The sequence below is a fragment of the Streptomyces sp. AMJ-169 genome (genome assembly GCF_055597585.1).
The window spans coordinates 421,550-438,587 of the sequence record NZ_JBVLTJ010000001.1 but is presented as its reverse complement, the minus strand read 5'-3'; the positions used below and the strand labels follow the sequence as shown (position 1 = coordinate 438,587).

At 70.3% G+C, this 17,038-nt stretch carries 12 protein-coding genes; 5 read left to right on the top strand and 7 right to left on the bottom strand.

Annotated elements, in window-relative coordinates; translation table 11 throughout:
• Window positions 1-111 precede the first annotated feature (111 nt).
• Entirely contained in the window at window positions 112-1,185 is a 1,074-nt protein-coding gene (locus ACYUD3_RS01800; protein ID WP_470962356.1) for a LacI family DNA-binding transcriptional regulator, read from the top strand.
• 42 nt (window positions 1,186-1,227) lie between these two features.
• On the opposite strand, the gene ACYUD3_RS01795 is transcribed toward ACYUD3_RS01800, so the two are convergent.
• The 7 genes from ACYUD3_RS01795 to ACYUD3_RS01765 all read right to left on the bottom strand — a co-directional run bounded on the left by ACYUD3_RS01795 (window position 1,228) and on the right by ACYUD3_RS01765 (window position 12,150).
• Window positions 1,228-2,850 (bottom strand): carboxylesterase/lipase family protein, encoded by a 1,623-nt coding sequence (locus ACYUD3_RS01795; protein ID WP_470962353.1) that lies wholly within the window; start codon window positions 2,848-2,850, stop codon window positions 1,228-1,230.
• Window positions 2,851-2,994: 144 nt separating this feature from the next.
• Window positions 2,995-4,248 carry an alginate lyase family protein gene (locus tag ACYUD3_RS01790; protein ID WP_470962350.1) on the bottom strand — a complete coding sequence of 418 codons (1,254 nt, stop codon included), beginning with the start codon at window positions 4,246-4,248 and terminating at the stop codon, window positions 2,995-2,997.
• Between the two features lie 17 nt (window positions 4,249-4,265).
• Window positions 4,266-7,337 (bottom strand): alginate lyase family protein, encoded by a 3,072-nt coding sequence (locus ACYUD3_RS01785; RefSeq protein WP_470962347.1) that lies wholly within the window; start codon window positions 7,335-7,337, stop codon window positions 4,266-4,268.
• Window positions 7,334-8,857, bottom strand: a complete 1,524-nt coding sequence (locus ACYUD3_RS01780; protein ID WP_470962344.1) for a glycosyl hydrolase family 28 protein — start codon at window positions 8,855-8,857, stop codon at window positions 7,334-7,336. Before ACYUD3_RS01780 ends, ACYUD3_RS01785 begins: the two co-directional genes overlap by 4 nt.
• A gap of 139 nt (window positions 8,858-8,996) precedes the next feature.
• Window positions 8,997-9,848 carry a carbohydrate ABC transporter permease gene (locus tag ACYUD3_RS01775; protein WP_470962340.1) on the bottom strand — a complete coding sequence of 284 codons (852 nt, stop codon included), beginning with the start codon at window positions 9,846-9,848 and terminating at the stop codon, window positions 8,997-8,999.
• Window positions 9,845-10,825 carry a carbohydrate ABC transporter permease gene (locus ACYUD3_RS01770; protein WP_470962337.1) on the bottom strand — a complete coding sequence of 327 codons (981 nt, stop codon included), beginning with the start codon at window positions 10,823-10,825 and terminating at the stop codon, window positions 9,845-9,847. Before ACYUD3_RS01770 ends, ACYUD3_RS01775 begins: the two co-directional genes overlap by 4 nt.
• Entirely contained in the window at window positions 10,822-12,150 is a 1,329-nt protein-coding gene (locus tag ACYUD3_RS01765) for an extracellular solute-binding protein (RefSeq protein WP_470962334.1), read from the bottom strand. Before ACYUD3_RS01765 ends, ACYUD3_RS01770 begins: the two co-directional genes overlap by 4 nt.
• Before the next feature lie 465 nt (window positions 12,151-12,615).
• Here ACYUD3_RS01765 and ACYUD3_RS01760 point away from each other — a divergent pair, with 465 nt between their 5' ends.
• From ACYUD3_RS01760 to ACYUD3_RS01745, 4 genes are all read left to right on the top strand, one after another.
• Complete coding sequence (locus tag ACYUD3_RS01760) at window positions 12,616-13,629, top strand: hydroxyacid dehydrogenase (RefSeq protein WP_470962332.1); 1,014 nt, start codon at window positions 12,616-12,618, stop codon at window positions 13,627-13,629.
• Between the two features lie 254 nt (window positions 13,630-13,883).
• On the top strand, window positions 13,884-15,215 hold the full coding sequence (locus tag ACYUD3_RS01755; RefSeq protein WP_470962330.1) for an ABC transporter substrate-binding protein: 1,332 nt from the start codon (window positions 13,884-13,886) through the stop codon (window positions 15,213-15,215).
• A 7-nt stretch (window positions 15,216-15,222) separates the two neighbouring features.
• On the top strand, window positions 15,223-16,107 hold the full coding sequence (locus tag ACYUD3_RS01750; RefSeq protein WP_470962328.1) for a carbohydrate ABC transporter permease: 885 nt from the start codon (window positions 15,223-15,225) through the stop codon (window positions 16,105-16,107).
• Complete coding sequence (locus ACYUD3_RS01745; RefSeq protein ID WP_470962326.1) at window positions 16,107-17,009, top strand: carbohydrate ABC transporter permease; 903 nt, start codon at window positions 16,107-16,109, stop codon at window positions 17,007-17,009. The genes ACYUD3_RS01750 and ACYUD3_RS01745 overlap by 1 nt, the downstream gene beginning before the upstream one ends.
• Window positions 17,010-17,038 lie beyond the last annotated feature (29 nt).

Sequence of the window (17,038 nt, the reverse complement as noted above, 5' to 3'; positions counted from 1 at the left end):
ATCCGTTACGGAAGACCCCTGCTCACCCCCTCCCCGCGCTGCTAGCCTCCCGGCAGGAACCGGTTCCTAAAGCGTTTCCATGGTTCTCACGGGGTGGAGGAGGGGCGGAAGATGACCAGGAAGAGCGGGGACGCCACGCGCAGCACGATCCGGGACGTCGCGGCGCGCGCCGGGGTGTCGGCGGCGACGGTGTCGCGGGTGCTCGGCGGGGTGTACCCGGTGAGCCAGGAGACCCGGGCGCGGGTGCTGCGGGCGGTGCGCGACCTCGACTACGTCGCCGACGCGCGCGCCAAGGCGGTGGCCGGGGCGGGCACGCCGACGCTGGCGTTCGTGCTGGAGGACATCACGGGCCCGTCGTTCGCGCTGATGGCGTACGGCGTGGAGCGCGAGGCGGCCCGGCACGGGCACCTCTGCCTGGTGTGCGGCACCGAGGGCGACGTACGGCAGGAGACCGAGTTCGTCGAGATGATGCGGGCGCAGCGGGCGGCGGCGGTGATCCTCGTGGGCGGTACGGCGGACACCCCGGAGTACCGCGAGCGCACCCGCAGGATGGCCGACGCGCTGGCCTCGGCGGGCTCCCGCCTGGTCCTGTGCGGCCGGCCGCCGCTGGGCTCGGGGGCGCCGGTGACGGTGATCGAGTACGACAACGAGAGCGGCGCGCACGCCCTGGTCGCGCATGTGCTGTCGCAGGGGCACCGCCGGGTGCTGTTCCTCGGCGGGCGGCCCGACCACACGACCGCGCAGGGCCGTGAGCGCGGCTTCTTCGCGGCGCACGAGTCGCGGGGCCTGGAGGCCGACCCGGCGCTGGTCCTGCACGGCGACTTCACCCGCGACTCCGGCCACCGCCTGATGCGCGAGGCCCTGGCGGGCGGCCTGGACTTCACGGCGGTCGTGGCGGCCACCGACATGGTCGCGGCGGGCGCCCTGACCGCGCTGCACGAGGCGGGCCTGGACGTCCCGGGCGACATCTCGCTGGCCGGCTACGACGACATCCCCTACTCCCGCGACCTGTTCCCGGCGCTGACGACCGTCCACGTCCCGTACGAGGAGCTGGGCCGCGTCGCCGTGCGGACCGCGCTGGGGCGCTCGGCGGAGTCGCCGAACGAGCATCTGCTGCTGGGGACGCATGTGGTGGTGCGGGACTCGGTGAAGGGGCCGAAGGGTTCCGCAAGGGGCATCCGGTAACCGGTTTCTCCAGCGGGTGTCCGGTAACCGGTTACCGGGCGTTCACCGCTCCCGGACGTCCCCCTCCCGCCGCACTCCCCCGGCCCGCCGCAACCGCCGTACCACCGACCGGAGTTCGGCCGTGCGGACCGAGCGGGCCGGGAGCGGGTCCGGGGGTGCCTCGGTCTGGTGCGGGACCGCCGGGTCCCGGTCCCAGAGGGCCAACTCCTGGTCGCGCGGCCCGAGTTCGGTACGGGTCGGGCCCTCGCCGAAGACGCGTACGGGGTGGCTGTCGTCCCAGGCCCGCCAGCCGGGGTCGCCGCTCTTCACGAAACGGGTCCAGGCGCCGTGCATCTCGGCGGCGAGCTGCCTCGGCGGGTCCTCCCCCGCGAGGCGCGCCGCGTCCGGCGAGTCCCCGGAGTCGAAGACGAACCCGAGTTCGAGGGCGTGGCAGGCGCCGAGCCCGGGGCGTCCGGAGGGCCAGGCGAACTCGTACACGTACGACGTGCCGGGGCGGGCGTCGGCGAGGCGGTGCAGGGGGCGGCGCAGCAGGTGGTCGGTGACCATCTGGCCGACGATCTCGGCGGGCCCGGCGCCGGGGTGCAGGGCGCGGTAGCCGCGCGGGACCTCGCTGCCGCAGTGGCAGCGGGCCATGGCGCCGGCGAGGGCGACGGGGCCGAGCCGGTCGACGCGTTCGAGGAGACCGCCGGGGACGAGCCAGAGGCGGTACTCGTCGCGGGTCCAGCCGAGCAGGAGTTCGGCGCCGGGGGCGGCGGCGCCTTCGGTGAGGGCGGCGAGCGGGTCGCGGGGGACGAGGTCGCCGTCGACGACGATGCCGAAGGTGGGGCCGCCGAGGACGGGGCTGGAGAGCCGGCCGACGTCGGCCTGGGTGCGCAGCAGCAGGTCGCGGTCGACGGCGGCGAAGGCCTCGGCGGTGGCGGGGATCCTCAGCCGGGTCGCCATGCGGCGCACCATGCGCCGTACCTTGTCGCGTTCGAAGGCCTCGGGCGGGCCGCTCTGGAGGATCGCGCGGCGGAACAGGCCCTGGGCGTGCGGGGCGGCGATCAGGGCGCCGATGCTGATGGCGCCGGCGGACTGTCCCATCAGGGTGACCCTGTCAGGGTCGCCGCCGAACGCGGCCACCGCGCGGTGCACCCACTCCAGGGCGGCGAGCTGGTCGCGCAGTCCGGGGTTGGCGGGAGCGTCGGGGAACAGTCCGTAGCCCTCGATGCCGAGCCGGTGGTTGACGGAGACGAAGACGACCCCGTCGCGGGCGAAGGCGTGCCCGTCGTAGACCGGCACGGCCGAGGAACCCCTGGTCAGGGCGCCGCCGTGGAACCACACGACGACCGGCAGCCGCGCCCCCGGCCCCGGCTCGGGTGTCCAGACGTTGAGGTTGAGACAGTCCTCGCCGGGGATGTCGGGGTCGCTGAGGTAGTGCGCGAAGGCTTCGGAGTACGGGGGTTTCGGGGCCGTCGGGCCGAAGGCGCCGGCGTCGCGGACGCCGTCCCAGGGGTCGGGCGGGGCCGGCGGGCGGAAGCGGCGGGGGCCGAAGGGGGGTGCCCCGTAGGGGATGCCCCGGAAGACGGCCACGCCGCGTTCCTGCCGGCCGCGTACCTTGCCGTAGGGGGTGGTGACCACGGGGTCGGTGCCCTTAGGGGGCGTGGCCCCCGGGTCCGTGCCCATGGGTTGCGTCCGGTCAGCCGTCATCTGCCCACCAGCCCTTCGCCGCTCGCGCGCCTGTCTATACCAGAGCAGCACGAAGCGGCCAGGTATTCCGGCGCACGGGCCCCCTAGGGGGCTGTTCGGGGTACGGCGGGCGGCAGGGGCTTATTTGGCGTACATCAGGGTGCCGAAGCCCAGCTGGTCGAAGCCGCCGCTGGTGGTGCCGTAGTCCCCGCCGCCGCCCTCGGGGGCGACGGCGGCGTAGATCGCGGCGATGTACTTGTCGTCGAGGCCGATCCTGCGGTTGTAGTGGAAGTGCAGCTGGGCCCAGACCGGGCGGGCCTGGCCGCGGGAGTTGTCGGAGACGGCCGTCTGGGTCTGCTGGGCGCAGTTCTGGCCGCTGCCCCAGGTGTAGGTGGTGAAGGGGACGTCGAGGCCGAGGTTGTACTTCGCGACGTACTGGGCTGCCTTGAAGAAGCGGCGGTCGTCGTAGGAGTACAGGTCGTCGCCCTGGTTCCAGGCCATCTCGCAGATCGCGCCCATCTGGCCCATGCCCATGACGGTGTGGCCCTGGTCGCGGCCGGACTCCTGCCACTGGCCGAGCGCGTAGCCGTCGGAGTCGGTGTAGAGGTAGGGGACGGCGTTCTTGATGGCGCCGTTGCCCGCGCCGGACTTGAAGTAGGTGACGGCCTGGTCGTACTTGGCGGCGTCGTCGTTGAGGATGCCGATGGCCATGATGGAGCCCATGGCGCAAAGGTCCCAGTTGGCCCAGTAGTTGGTGATGCAGGCGTCGTTGTGGCCGGTCAGGAACTGGTTGTTGAGGGGGTAGAACACGTTCGCGAGCATCTGCTGGGCGGCGGCGAGGTCGAACTCCGCGTAGTCGCGCATGAGTTCACAGGCGTTGGCGAACTCCCAGCCGTAGATGCCGGCGGCGAGGAAGCGGTCGGCGTTGCCGGTGACCGAAGTCAGCGTCCTCGACCAGGCGTTGAGGATGTTCGCGGCGCACACGGCGTTGGCCTCGGTGCCGGCGACCTTCCAGCGCAGGGCGTTCTGGTAGGCGGCGGCGATGTCGTTGTAGAGCTGGCCGTAGTTCTCGCCGCTGCCGCCCCGGACGATCGTCGCCGTCGCGCGGTTGGTCCAGGTGGACGCGGAGTGGGAGTTGGCGGTGAGCCGGTTCCAGCCGGCCAGCCAGGGGTCGGTGCCGGCGGCGACGCGGACCTTGGCGCGGTTGATGTCTCCGGCGTTGTGGAGCATGCCGGGGTGGGTGAAGGCGGTGGGGGCGGCGGTGGCGGTGGAGGCGGTGCCGCCCAGGGCCAGGGCGGCGGTGAGACCGCCCGCTGTCTTCAACAGGGTTCGGCGGCTGGGCTGTTGGGGGTGCGCGGCGCTCGGAGATGTGCGGCTCAAAGGTGTGCGGCTCATTGGGGGTGGGGCTCCCTCTACTCGGAGGTGATGGTCACCTCGGCGAACCGTGCGGTGGCGAGGGCGAGTTGGCTGCGTGAGCAGACCACCAGACCCACGTGGTAAGGCGCGTCACCGAAGAGCGGGACCGTGCCCTCGGCGAGGGTGGTCCAGGTGACGCCGTCGTCGGTGGAGAGGGCCGCGGCGAAGGCGGTTCCCGTCCGCTTCAGCCGCAGCAGGGTGGGGGGTCGGACGGTCTGGGTACCGGTGAACGCGGAGGCTCCGGCGACCGTCGGGCGCAGCATGAGCTGCGCGGTGGCGCCGCCGGTGACGACGAGTGCGGCGGCGAGGTCGAAGGGGTTCAGGGACTTGGCCATGAGCAGCCCGACCCGGTCGGCGCCCGCGCCCTCCCGGGACAGCAGCCGAGCGGTGACCGTACAGTCCCCGCTGACCGTCCGCCGCACGAACTGCCCTGTCATCCCTTGGTTGTTGACACTGAGGTCAGTCCCGGCGCCGCGCACGGTGAACGTCCCGTTCTCATGCGAGGTGCTGCCGGGCGTGAGGACGGCGACGACCCCGAGGGTGCCGTAGGCGGCGGGGTCGACGACGACGTCCCCGAGGTCACCGGCGCTCCAGGGATCCGGAACCCGGCTCACCGGCAGGGCGGTTGCTCCGGGCACGGCCGGCATCACGGCGGCCACCGCCTCCGAACGCGGCCCGCAGCCACCGGAGTTGGTCTTGACGACGGCGTAGTGGTACGTCGCCCCGGGCGCCGCCGTCGGATCGGCGTACCGGACGCGGGCGCCGAAGCCGACCGGGCCGACGCCGGCCGCGATCTCCTTGAAGGGGCCCTGGGGGCGCGGGGCGCGCAGGACGGTGTAGCGGGCGGAGAGGTCGGGGTCCGTCCAAGTCAGGCCTTGTGGACCGGACTTGAGGTCGAGCGCGGTGCGGGTGGGGCGCGGGGTGCGCCAGACGGTTCCGTTGCCGTCGGTGACGGTGACGTCGTCGAAGGCGCCGGTGCCGGTCTCGGCGTACGCCTCGGCGACGCCCAGGCAGGAGGTGAGGGTGAGGCCCGCGCGGATCGTCCGGCCCAACTCGACGTCAGTGGCGCCGACTTGGGTCCAGCGGACGCCGTCCGAGGAGATCTCCCCGGTGCAGCGGCGGCCCTTGCGGGTGACGCGGACCCAGTAGGGCGCCCGCAGCCGGTAGCCGTCGCCCGCGCCTTCGACGTACGGCGCTTCGAGCGGGGTCGCCGACTCGGGGAGCGCGCCGAGGCTGGAGATCGGGAAGGCGGCTTTGGTGGTGATCGCCTCCTGCTGGGTGGGCGGGACGTGGGTGGAGCCGGTCGCGGAGACGGTTCCTTCCGCCCGTGCCCGGACCGTCCACACCCCGCTCCAGGTGTGCAGCGGCAGCCCCTGGATCAGCATCGAGGCGTGCGCGGCGCCGAGTTGGGCGGAGTCGCGCAGGGTGACGCCGATCTTGGAGTACTGGGAGCTGAGCGGCCACACGATCCGCGCGGTGACCGATCCGTCGCCGTGCAGCGGGACATGGGCGAGGTGGAAGGTACCGTCCGTCCCGGACGCCTCCAGCACGAACCGCTCCCCGTCGTACCCGGCGCCTCCCGGGATCTTCACGTCCCCGACGTCCCCGCTCGACCAAGGCTGCGGTAGCCCGGCGTTGACACTCACGGCCGCCGAACTTCCGCTGGTTCCCAGGCTGTTGGCTGCGGTGACGGTGTAGTGGTACGCGCGTCCGGGACGAACTGCCGTGTCGGTGTACGACGGTTGGGTGACGTCCGTCGCGAGCGGGGTGTAGGGGCCGGCGGGGTGGGTCGCGCGGTGGACGGTGTAGCGGGTCGCGAACGCCGAGGGGAGCCAGGCGAGTTGGACCGCTCGGGGCTCCCCCGCCGCCGTGAGGCCCGCCGGGGGTGCCGGGGGTTTCGGGGCGGGGGGTGTCGTACCGGCGTAGGTGAAGGTGCCCCAGCCAGGGAGGTCGTCGTTGCCGCCCTCGACGAGACGGGTGCCGTTTCTGAGGACAGCGGCCTTGAGGTCGGGGGAAGTCGGGTGGTGCGCGAGGTACATCTCGTAGACCGGGGGCAGGGCGCCTCGGCTGATCGCCGAGACCGTCCGCTTGATGTACTTGCCGGTGCGGTCGAGGTCGGGGGTGAAGGGGACGTCGGCGCCGAGGTTGTAGCGGGCGGCGTACTCGGCGTTCGCGAGGATGCGGCCGTCGTCGAAGGACCAGAGGTCCACGCCCTGGTTCCAGGCGACTTGGGCGATGTCGCCCATGAGGCCGACGGCGAGCTGTTCGTGGCCCTGGTCGCGGCCGGACTCCTGGCCCTGGCCGGCCGCCGTGACGACGCGGTGGGCGACGCTGCCGTTGCCGGCGCCTGCCGCCGTGTAGCGCAGGGCGTCCTCGACGAGGGCGGGTTCCTCGCAGAACACCCCGATGGCCAGGATGGTCTGAGCGGCCGTCAGGTCCCAGTTGCCGTTGGCGTACAGCATGTAGCCGGAGACCGCCGGGTACCAGACGTCGAGGAACGAGCGTTCGCAGCGGGCGATGTCGGCGGCGGTCCAGCCGTCGTAGCCGGTGTGGCGCAGGAGTTCGGCCGCGTTGGCGAACTTGAAGCCCTGGAGGCCGGCGCCGAGCGGGCCGTCGGCTCCCGTGACCGTGGTGAGCGAGGCGGACCAGGCGTTGAGGAGGTCGCGGGCCTTGTCGGCGTGCGCGCGGTCGCCGGTGACGGCCCAGAGGAGGGCGTTCTGGTAGGCGGCGGCCGAGTCGGCGACGGCCTGGCCCTGGAAGTTGGCGGGGCCGCGGCCCCAGGAGGTGATCTGGCCGGTGTTCTGGATCGGGTAGGTGCTCTGGGAGCGGGGGTGGGCGGCCAGGGCCAAGTAGCCCTCGTACAGCGGGGATTGCTTCGTCTCGACGGCGGTGCGCATACGGGTGAGGTCAGCCGCGGTGTGCAGGAGGCCGGGGTGGGTGAACGTCTGATCCGCTTGCGGTGTGCGGGAGTTGGCGCTCGCCGGTGGTGCGGTCAGGGTGCTCGTACCGGTGGCGAGGAACAGGGCGGCGGACGAAGTGAGCAGTCCGCGGCGGCTGATGGGGCTCACCGGGCCGCCTGCGCTTCGGCGGTCGTGAGGAACTTCAGGTTGATGACGTGCTCGTTGGCGAACCACTGCATGACGTCGGTGGTGTAGTACCAGCCCGGCTTCTTCATGGAGTCCGCGATGGGCTGCCCGTTGATGACGAGGTTCTCGAACGTGACGTTCCTGATGGCGTGTTCGGCGTCGTAGCCGAGCAGCAGGGAGGGCTTGGCGTGGGTGCCGGTGTAGGTGAGGTTCTTGATGTAGACGTTCTCGATGCCCCGGCCGACGGAGGTGTTGTACTTGGTGTTGTACATGACCTTCATGTAGATGACCTGGCCCCAGCGGAAGTCCTCGATCCGGATGTCCTCGGCGCGGACGTTGCGGATCAGGTTGGAGTCACCGGGGTTGAGGGCGATGCAGCCCTGGTAGTTCATCTGCGGTTCGCGGTGGTCGCAGATGTCGAGGTTCTGGAAGAGCAGGTTCTCGATCGTCTCGGGGCTGTCGGTGTTGCCGTGCGTGCCGACGTTGATGGGGTGGGCGACGTCGGCCCAGAGCGTGGAGTTGCGGACGGTGACGTTGCGGGTGTCGCCGTAGTAGTTCCAGCGGTGGGCGTAAATCGCTATGCAGTCATCGGAGTTGCGCATGAAGACGCCGTCGATGACGACGTTCTCGCTACAGAAGACGTCGATGCCGTCGCCCCAGCCCTTGGAGCTGAACGAGCGCAGGCCGTCGATGTGGACGTTCCTGCTGTTGCCGAGCTGGGTCGCGTACCCGTTCGGGTTCAGCATGGTGACGCCCTCGATGCGGATGTTCTCGCTGTTCTCGACCAACGCCCCTCCCCCGGTGGTCGAGTTGATGAATCCCCGGCCGGTCAGGCGGGCGTTCCTCACGTTCTGGAAGAGGACGGTGGCGGTGAGGACGGCGCCGCCGTCGAGGTGGACGGTCTGGCCTTCGGCGACTTTCAGGGTGCCGTCGGGGGTGGTGTGCACGCCGGGGCCGAAGTAAAGGACGTTCGGGTCACCGGACTTGGGCGGGTGGGGGTTCACCCGGCCGGTGAGGAGGTGGAGGCAGTCGAAGACGTCGTCGTTGATCTGGACGATCACATTGCGGGGTTCGTCGAGGGTGAACCGGAGGGTGTCGCCGAGGAGTTGGGGCGTGATGCCGTAGGAGTCCGGTCGCACGCGGGCCTTGGTGGTGCCGCCCTTGAGGTAGGTCACCTCGATCTCGGCCGTGCCGTGGAAGTCGAAGGAGGCCAGGGAGGAGTTGTAGACCTTGCCGGAGCCGGTCGCCGCGTTGATCTCGCCGAGCTGGGGGCGCCAGATGTCGAGGGTCCGCCAGTCGCCGTCGGGGGCGGTGCGGACGCGGACCTTGAAGCTGGTGTTGGTCGGCATGGCCGTGGGGCGAGGGTAAGTGACCAGTTCCGGGGCGGACTTGGGGGGTTCGGAGGCGTGCGCCGCTGCGGGCGCGACTCCGGACAGGCCGGCGGCGAGGGTGGCGGCGCCGGCCGCCTGGAGGGCGGTGCGGCGGGAGAGGGGGGTGGTCATGCGGGCTCCTTGTGAGGGGCGGCGGCTCGGGTGGGGCGGGCTTGCTTTCAAAGCTCGGCTTGCTTTCGAGAGCTTGCTCGCGAGAACTTGCCTTCGAGAACTTGCCTTCGACGCTCAACTTGCCTTCAGAAACGCGGAGTCACTTGAGTCCGGACGTCGACACCCCCGCCACGAACCCCCGTTGGGCGACGAGGAAGACCAGCAGCACCGGCACGACGTACATCACCGAGGCGGCGGCCTGGAGTTCGGGCACGGGGGTGCCGGCCTCGTTGACGTACGCCGTCATCACGGCGACGGCCAGCGTGGTGCGGTCGGTGGACAGCAGCAGCTGCGGCGCGATGTAGTCGCCCCAGGTCCAGGTGAACGCGATGATGAAGCTGGCGGAGAGCACGGGCCAGGACTGCGGCAGGAAGATCCGCCAGAAGACGCCGGGGTAGCCGCAGCCGTCGACGATCGCCGCCTCCTCCAGCTCGCGGGGCAGCCCGGCGAAGAACTGCCGGAAGAGGAAGACGAGATAGGGAGCCCCCGAAAGGCCCCACAGCACCCACGGCCAATAGGTGTTCACCAGGCCGGTCTTGGCGAAGATGAGGTACGTCGGCAGCAGGGTGATCATCTGCGGCAGCATCATCGAGCCGATGAGGACACCGAACAGCGTCTTCTTCCCCGGCGCGGTCAGCCGGGCGAACCCGAAGCCGACCCAGGCGGAGCTGAGGGTGACGAGGGTGGCGTAAATGAGGGAGATGACAAGGGAGTTGCGGGCGTAGCCGAGGAAGTCGACGCGGGTGAGGGCGTCGGTGAAGTTGTGCCACTGGAAGTGCTCGGGCAGCCAGTGCACCGGCGAGGCCGCCAACTCCCCTTGTGTTTTCAGGGAGGTGAGGACCAGCCAGCCGAACGGGCCGAGGAACAGGCCGGTGAGGGCGACGAGGACGCTGTAGAGGACGAGTCGGCGGGCGTGCGGGCGGGGCGCGCCGAGCGCGGTCGGCGTCGTCATTTCTTCGCCTCCGGGTCGACGTTGTAGAAGACCGCGCCGGAGGTGACCTTGAACAGCAGTCCCGTCACGGCGAGGATGAGGACGAAGAGCACCCACAGCAGCGCGGAGGCGTAGCCGTACCGGCCGAGCGCGAAGTACTGCGCGAACACGTGCATCATGTACAGGTAGTTGGACTGCGGGACCGTGGTGACACCGCTGGTGTCGCCGAGCGGCGCCAGCAGCAGCGGCATGACGGTCTGCACCGAGGCGATCATCCCGGTGACGGTCTGGAAGAGCAGGACGGGCGAGAGCAGCGGGACGGTGACGCTGCGGAAGGTCCGCCAGGCACCCGCCCCGTCGAGGCGGGCGGCCTCATGGAGTTCGCGGGGGACGTCCTGGAGCCCCGCCAGCGAGATGATCATGACGTTCCCGGCGGCCCACAGCACCGTCATCAGCAGCACGTACCGGGCGTAGGGGTCGGCGAGCCAGCCGATGGCGTCGACGCCGAAGAACGTCAACACCCCGTTCGCGGCACCGAAGTTCTGGTCGAACAGCGTCTTGAAGGCGAGCCCGGCGCCCACCGGCGGTACGACGGCCGGGAGATAGATCAGCGTCCGGAACAACCCCCGTGCCCTGACCGGCCTGTTGAGCAGGACGGCGAGCCCGAGCCCGGCGGCGATGGACAGCGGCACGGACGTCACCGCGAACAGCCCGGCCCGCCCGAGCGCGTCCCAGGTGACCGGATCGCCCATCAGCTCGCGGTAGTTGCCGAGCCCGATGAACCGCCAGTGCGGCGAGAGCCCGTCGAAGGTGGTGAGGCTCAGCCACAGCGCGTACCCCATGGGTACGACGGTCAGCAGCAGGAAGCCGATGATCCAGGGCGCGGTGAAGAGGTAGAACGCCCGGTGCCGGCGGGCGACGACGGAGGTCCGCCGGCCGCGTACGGGCGGCGGCGCCTCGGTCCGCGTGGGCCGGGGCGTGAGCTGACCGACCGTCATCCGACTTGCTCCTTACCACGTTTGAGCTGTTCGTTGATGACGGTGTTGAGCTGCCCGGCGAGGGTGTCGACGGAGACAGCGCCGGCCATCGCGGCGGGTGCTGCCTGGTTGAAGAGGGCGTCGATGGCGTCCGCGCGGGTGTAGGGGGTGAAGGAGATCACCGAGAACCGCTTCAGCTCGGTCTCCTGCACTCTCAACACCTTTTGCTGGTAGTTCTCTTGATGGGGCATCAGGGATCTCAGGGACTTCAGCGCGGGGATGCCCCAGCCGCTCGCGGCGCGTTCCCTGGCCGGGCCCTCGCCGAGGAACCATTCGAAGACCCGCCAGGCGGCGTCCTTGTCGCGCGCCTTCTTCGGCATCCACAGACCGGTGCCGGCCTGGCAGGCGCTGACGCGCGGGCCGCCGGCGAAGACCGGGGCGGGCGCCAGCCGGGAGACTTGGGCGAGCTTCGCGTCGGCGTTGACCATCCCGCCCAGCCAGTAGCCGGAGTTGCTCATCGCCATCCGCCCGGCCTGGTAGGTGGGCCCGTCCCAGCCGTTGGGGTCGGGCTGGACCAGGCTCGGGCCGACCTTGGCGCGCGCGTAATCGACGTACCAGGCAAGGGCTTTGCGGGCCTCGGGGGTGGTGAAGTCGACGCGGGCGAAATCGTCGGTGAAGAGGCTGCCGCCGGCCGCCGCCGTCATCGTCGCGAGCAGGGTCGCCCGGGTGAGGCCGTTGAAGCTCCCGCCGAAGACCGTCGTCTGGCCCTGTCTGCGCCGGACCAGCCGCCGCGCGTTCGCCAACCAGCCCTCGTAGGTGACCGGTTCGGTGTCGGAGGGGTAGGCGACGCCCGCCGCGTCGAAGGCGGCGGTGTCGTACCAGTACATGGAGTCCTGGGAGAAGTCCTTCGCCATGCCGTAGCGCGGGCCCTTGCCCTGGGTGCGGCCGTCGAAGCGCCACAGGTCGTTGACCGGGTCGAGGTCGGCGGCCTTCAGGACCGTGCTGCGGGCGAAGTACGGGTCGAGGTTCTCGGCGATGTCCCGGGCGGCGAAGTAGGCCGCGTCCACGGCGCCCACGCCGCGCACCAGGTCCGGCGGGCTGCCGCTGGTCAGCATGGCGATCAGCTTGGTGATGTCGAACTTGACCAGCTCGATCGAGATGCCCAGCTCGCTCCTGGCCCGCCGCACCTGCTCGGAGGTGATGTCACCGGGGCTGACCATCATCGTCACGCTCTCGCCTCCGCCGCCGACCGCGTTCGACACCCGCAGCGCGCACCCGCTCAGCGCGGCGGCCCCGCCGGCCGACAGCGCGAGGAAACGGCGGCGGCTGGACGGCAAGGAGGGCATGACGGCCTCGCTTTCACGACTGGGCACAAGGGCGGCTCGCCCGGACCGAGGGATAGCAACCGGTTGCTACGACCGGGTGGCCAGAGCTTCTGCCGAGCGGCGGAGCGCGTCAAGGGGATGCGCAGACTTTCGAAAAGACTGCACCCGTTCCAGGGTGGTCCGAAATCCCCATCAAATCAACGTAGTTGCAGATCGGACAGGATGCGCGGGCAGCTCCTCGCCGACGCGATCCGCACAACCGGTTGCCGGCGGTTTCCCGGCCGCCACCGCACCGGTCCTGCCCTGCGGCAGAATCCTCCGCCCAGGCCTCAAACCCCCTTCTGACATGGGCTATTGACCGAACCGGCCACCCTCACCCCGCCCACCGATTCCGCTCCGACCGATTGACCTCTCTTCAGCGGCAGATCTACGGTGGACGACGTTTTCGGTAAACGTTTTCCATCCCCCCGCGCCCTTAGGAGAGTCATGCCCAGCGCCGAGCTGCCCAGGGCCGTGTTCGCCATGAACCCGGTGCACCTCCCCCTGTTGTTCCCCGACCCCCTGCTGGCGCGGCTGCGGCGGACGGCCGAGATCGACCCCGCGCTGGTCGTGGCGGACCTCGCCGACCCGGCCGCGAAGGACGCGCTGGCCGGGGCGGACGTACTGATCACCGGCTGGGGCTGCCCGCCGCTCGACGCGGACGCCCTCGCCGTCGTCCCGAAGCTGCGCGCGGTGCTGCACGCGGCCGGTTCGGTCCGCTCGCTGATCGGCGCGGCCCTGTGGGAGCGCGGGGTGAGCGTGTCCAGCGCGGTCACCGGGAACGCGGTGCCCGTCGCCGAGTACACGCTCGCGATGATCCTGCTCACCGGGAAGGACACGTTCGGCCAGCGCGAGCGCTACCGCCGCACCCACGCCTACCCGACGCACGCCGAGACGGCCCCGATCGGCAATCTCGGCCGCCGTGTCGGCGTGATCGGCGCCTCCCGCGTCGGCCGCCGCCTCCTGGAGCTGCTGCGCCCCTTCGACCTGGAGGTCCTGCTGCACGACCCGTACGTCACGCCCGCCGAAGCGGCCGGTCTCGGCGCCGAACTCGTGTCCCTGGAAGGGCTGTTGAGCCGCAGCGACATCGTGAGTCTGCACGCGCCGGACATCCCCGAGACCCGGAACATGCTGGACCGCGAGCGGCTCGCGCTGATCCGGGACGGCGGGACGCTGATCAACACCTCGCGTGGCGCGCTGGTCGAACACGGGGCGCTGACCGACGAGTTGGTGTCGGGCCGGCTCCAGGCGGTGCTCGACGTCACCGAGCCCGAGCCGCTGCCCGTCGGCTCCCCGCTGTATTCGCTGCCCAACGTGATCCTCACCCCGCACATCGCGGGCTCCCTCGGCAACGAGCTGGAGCGGCTGGGCGCGGTGGTGGTGGACGAGCTCGAACGGCTCGCGGGCGGGCTGCCGTTGCTGCACGAGGTGCGGTACGCGGATCTGACGCGGGTGGCGTGAGGGCCGCTCAGCGCGTGACCCCGTAGAAAAATACATAGAAACGGTTTCCCCGTCCGGCCCCCGGACCGTCGCAACATTTTCCCGCCCGCCTCTTGATTAGCGGTTCCAGGCCGCCTACGGTCACACAGCAACCGGTTACTACGACGTCCGCGCAGACCAGGCCGCCTTGTGCCGGTCCCCGGGCCGTTCCCGGCCGAGTACCGAGCCGCCGTTTCCTCGTTCGAGACGCCTACTTCCCGAAGGATCACGGTCAGATGAATGCCATCAGCCCCCGGAGAAGGTTCGCCCGTACCGCCGTGGCGGGACTCGCCCTGACTGGTCTGCTCACCGCCTGCGGCGGCTCCGGGGACGACAGCTCCTCGGCGTCCGGCCCGGTCACGCTGCCCTACTGGGGCTGGGCCAACGGCCAGGAGTCGGTCGTCAAGGCGTTCAACTCCGCCCATAAAGACGTGCAGTTGAAGTACACGAAGGTCACCGACCAGCTGACGATGCAGAAGCAGCTGACGAACGCGGTGAAGGCGGGCAACGCGCCCTGTCTGGTGCAGAACACGGCGGAGTACGTCACGACGTGGGTGTCGCAGGGCGCCCTCGCCGACATCACGCGGTACGTGAAGGCGAGCCGGGGCAAGTTCAACGCCGGTTCCTGGGCGAGCGCGCAGGTGCAGGGCAAGTTCTATGGCGTGCCCACGAGTTCGGCGCCCAACTTCACGATCCTGCGCGCCGACCTCTTCGCGAAGTACGGCATCGAGGCGCCCGCGACCTGGGACGACTTCGTCGCCGCCGGCAAGGAGCTGAAGAAGCACGGCGTGAAGATCACCAACTACGCCGGTGAGGACCCCAGCACGCTGGAGGTGCTGGCGATGCAGGCGGGCGCGCACTGGTACGCCATCGACGGCGACTCCTGGAAGGTCGACTTCCAGGACGCGGGCACGCTGAAGGCGGCGAAGGTGATCCAGGCGATCATCGACGACGACCTCAACTCGACGCTGTCGTTCGCCGATTACGCGGCCGTGCAGCGCAACTACGACAACGGCGGCACCGCCACCCGGCAGATCTCCACCTGGCAGATGGCCGGGATGGTGCAGAACTTCACCAAGTCCTTCGGGAAATGGGCCCTTTCGCCCTGGCCGACGTTCACCGGCGAGGCCGCCAAGACCCCGGCGGGCACCAACCTCACCGGCAGCGTCACCCTCGTCACCAGGGGCTGCAAGCACCAACAGCAGGCCGCCGAGGCCGCGTTGTGGATGTCGACGGACGCGGGCGCGGTGAAGACGATGGCGAGCCCGGAGACCGGCAACGGCGTGATGCCGGCCCTCGCCGACAGCAACTCCTATGCGGCGGAGGCGATTTCGCAGAAGCTGCTGGGGGCGAACTACGAGCCGGCCAAGAAGGTCGTGACGGACAGCCTGGGCACGGTCACCACCGACTGGACCTTCGGCCCGGACTGGACGGCCATGTTCACCGAGCTCCAGGCGGGCTGGGCGAAGGTCGTCAGCAAGGAGCAGAAGGTCACCGACCTGCTGGCGCACATGCAGCAGTGGACCGTGAACGACCTGAAGTCGCGCGGCATCAGCGTGAAGGGCTGAGGCACCGATGATCCGCTCCCAGCGCTGGAAGGGCGCCGCCTTCACGGTGCCCTTCCAGCTCGGCTTCGTCTTCCTCTACGTGCTGCCCATCGGGTACGCCGTCTACCAATCCCTGTACAGACAGCGGCAGTCGGGGCTCGGCCTCGGCGGTTCGACGGAGGAGTTCGCCGGACTCGCCAACTACCGCCAGGGGCTGACCGATCCGGCGTTCCTGGACTCGGTGCTGCGGGTCGTGCTGTTCGCGTGCGTGCAGATCCCGCTGATGCTGCTGGTCAGCCTGGTCCTCGCACTGCTCCTGGACGCGCTCGCTTCGCGCGCCGCGAGCCGCTTCCGCATCCTGCTGCTGGTGCCGTACATGATCCCCGGCGTGGTCGCGGCGATCGTGTGGATCAACCTCTACAGCCCCGAGGTCGGCCCGCTGACCTCGCTCGGCGACGCGCTCGGGCTGCACTGGAACTTCTTCGCGCCGGCCATGGTGTGGCCGTCCATCGGCAACCTGCTGACCTGGCACGGCATCGGCTACAACATGGTCATCATCTACTCGGCGCTGCAAGCGGTCCCCCGCGAGCTGTTCGAGGCGGCCCGGCTGGACGGCGCCTCGGAGCTGCGGATCGCCCGCAGCGTCAAAGTGCCGTACGTCCGGGGGGCGTTGGTGCTGACCGGGCTGCTGTCCATCATCCAGATGCTCCAGATCTTCAACGAGCCCGCGCTGTTCAGGAACGTCACCCCGCAGACGGTGGACGACAGCTTCACCCCGATCATGGTGATCTACAACCAGGCGTTCAACGCCGGCAACTACCACTACGCCGCGGCCCTTTCGGTGCTCCTCGCGCTGCTCCTGGGCCTCGCCTCCTTCGTCTTCTACCGGCTGACATCGAGGGAGGCCGACTGATGACCCTGACCGAAGACCGCGCCCCGAAACCGGCGGTCCGCCTCAACAGGCCTGATCCGAGGGCGCGTTCGCGCGGTGGCCAGCGCTTCCTGCTGACCGGCCTCGTCCTCGCGAGCGTCTACAGCCTGTTCCCGGTGTGGTGGCTGCTGGTCGCCGCGACGAAGGACCGCACGGGCCTCTACCAGTCGAGCGGCCTCTGGTTCTCCGGCTGGCACCTGTGGGACAACCTGCATCAGCTGTTCACCTACGACGGCGGCATCTTCCTGCGCTGGACCGCCAACTCCCTGCTGTACGCGGGCGTCGGCTCGCTCGGCGGCACCCTCGTCGCCCTCGCGACCGGCTACGGCCTCGCCCGCTTCGAATTCCCGGGCCGCGGCCTGGTGTTCGCCTGCGTCGTCGGCTCCTTCCTGATCCCGATCGCGCTGCTGACGCTCCCGCTGTACCTGCTGTTCTCCGAGATCGGCCTGGTCGACACCCCCTGGGCGATGCTGATCCCCTGCCTGATCAACCCGTTCAGCGTCTATCTCGCCAAGGTGTACACCGAGTCGACGGTCCCCTTCGAACTCCTGGAGGCGGCCCGCCTCGACGGCGCCGGGGAGCTGCGCATCTTCTTCAGCATCGTGCTGCGCATGATGACGACGGGCGGCGCGACCGTCTTCCTCCTCGCCTTCGTCAACACCTGGAACTCCTTCTTCCTCCCGCTGACCGTGCTGCGCGGCGAGAACAACTGGACGCTCAACATCGGCCTCTACAACTGGTCAGGAAAACGGCTGGAGTCGGGCGTCGACCTGACGAGCCTGGTCCTGACGGGGGCGCTGCTGTCGATCGTCCCGATGGCGATCATGATGGTGGCGATGCGGCGGTACTGGCGGTCGGGTGTGACGCTGGGGGCGCTCAAGTGAGGCGTGCCGCAAAGGAGTTGGGTGCCGAG

Coding starts and splice junctions, on each gene's coding strand:
- ACYUD3_RS01800 (WP_470962356.1), top strand. CDS start 112: ATGACCAGGAAGAGCGGGGACGCCACGCGCAGCACGATCCGGGACGTC.
- ACYUD3_RS01795 (WP_470962353.1), bottom strand. CDS start 2,850: ATGGGCACGGACCCGGGGGCCACGCCCCCTAAGGGCACCGACCCCGTG.
- ACYUD3_RS01790 (WP_470962350.1), bottom strand. CDS start 4,248: ATGAGCCGCACACCTTTGAGCCGCACATCTCCGAGCGCCGCGCACCCC.
- ACYUD3_RS01780 (WP_470962344.1), bottom strand. CDS start 8,857: ATGACCACCCCCCTCTCCCGCCGCACCGCCCTCCAGGCGGCCGGCGCC.
- ACYUD3_RS01775 (WP_470962340.1), bottom strand. CDS start 9,848: ATGACGACGCCGACCGCGCTCGGCGCGCCCCGCCCGCACGCCCGCCGA.
- ACYUD3_RS01770 (WP_470962337.1), bottom strand. CDS start 10,825: ATGACGGTCGGTCAGCTCACGCCCCGGCCCACGCGGACCGAGGCGCCG.
- ACYUD3_RS01765 (WP_470962334.1), bottom strand. CDS start 12,150: ATGCCCTCCTTGCCGTCCAGCCGCCGCCGTTTCCTCGCGCTGTCGGCC.
- ACYUD3_RS01760 (WP_470962332.1), top strand. CDS start 12,616: ATGCCCAGCGCCGAGCTGCCCAGGGCCGTGTTCGCCATGAACCCGGTG.
- ACYUD3_RS01755 (WP_470962330.1), top strand. CDS start 13,884: ATGAATGCCATCAGCCCCCGGAGAAGGTTCGCCCGTACCGCCGTGGCG.
- ACYUD3_RS01750 (WP_470962328.1), top strand. CDS start 15,223: ATGATCCGCTCCCAGCGCTGGAAGGGCGCCGCCTTCACGGTGCCCTTC.
- ACYUD3_RS01745 (WP_470962326.1), top strand. CDS start 16,107: ATGACCCTGACCGAAGACCGCGCCCCGAAACCGGCGGTCCGCCTCAAC.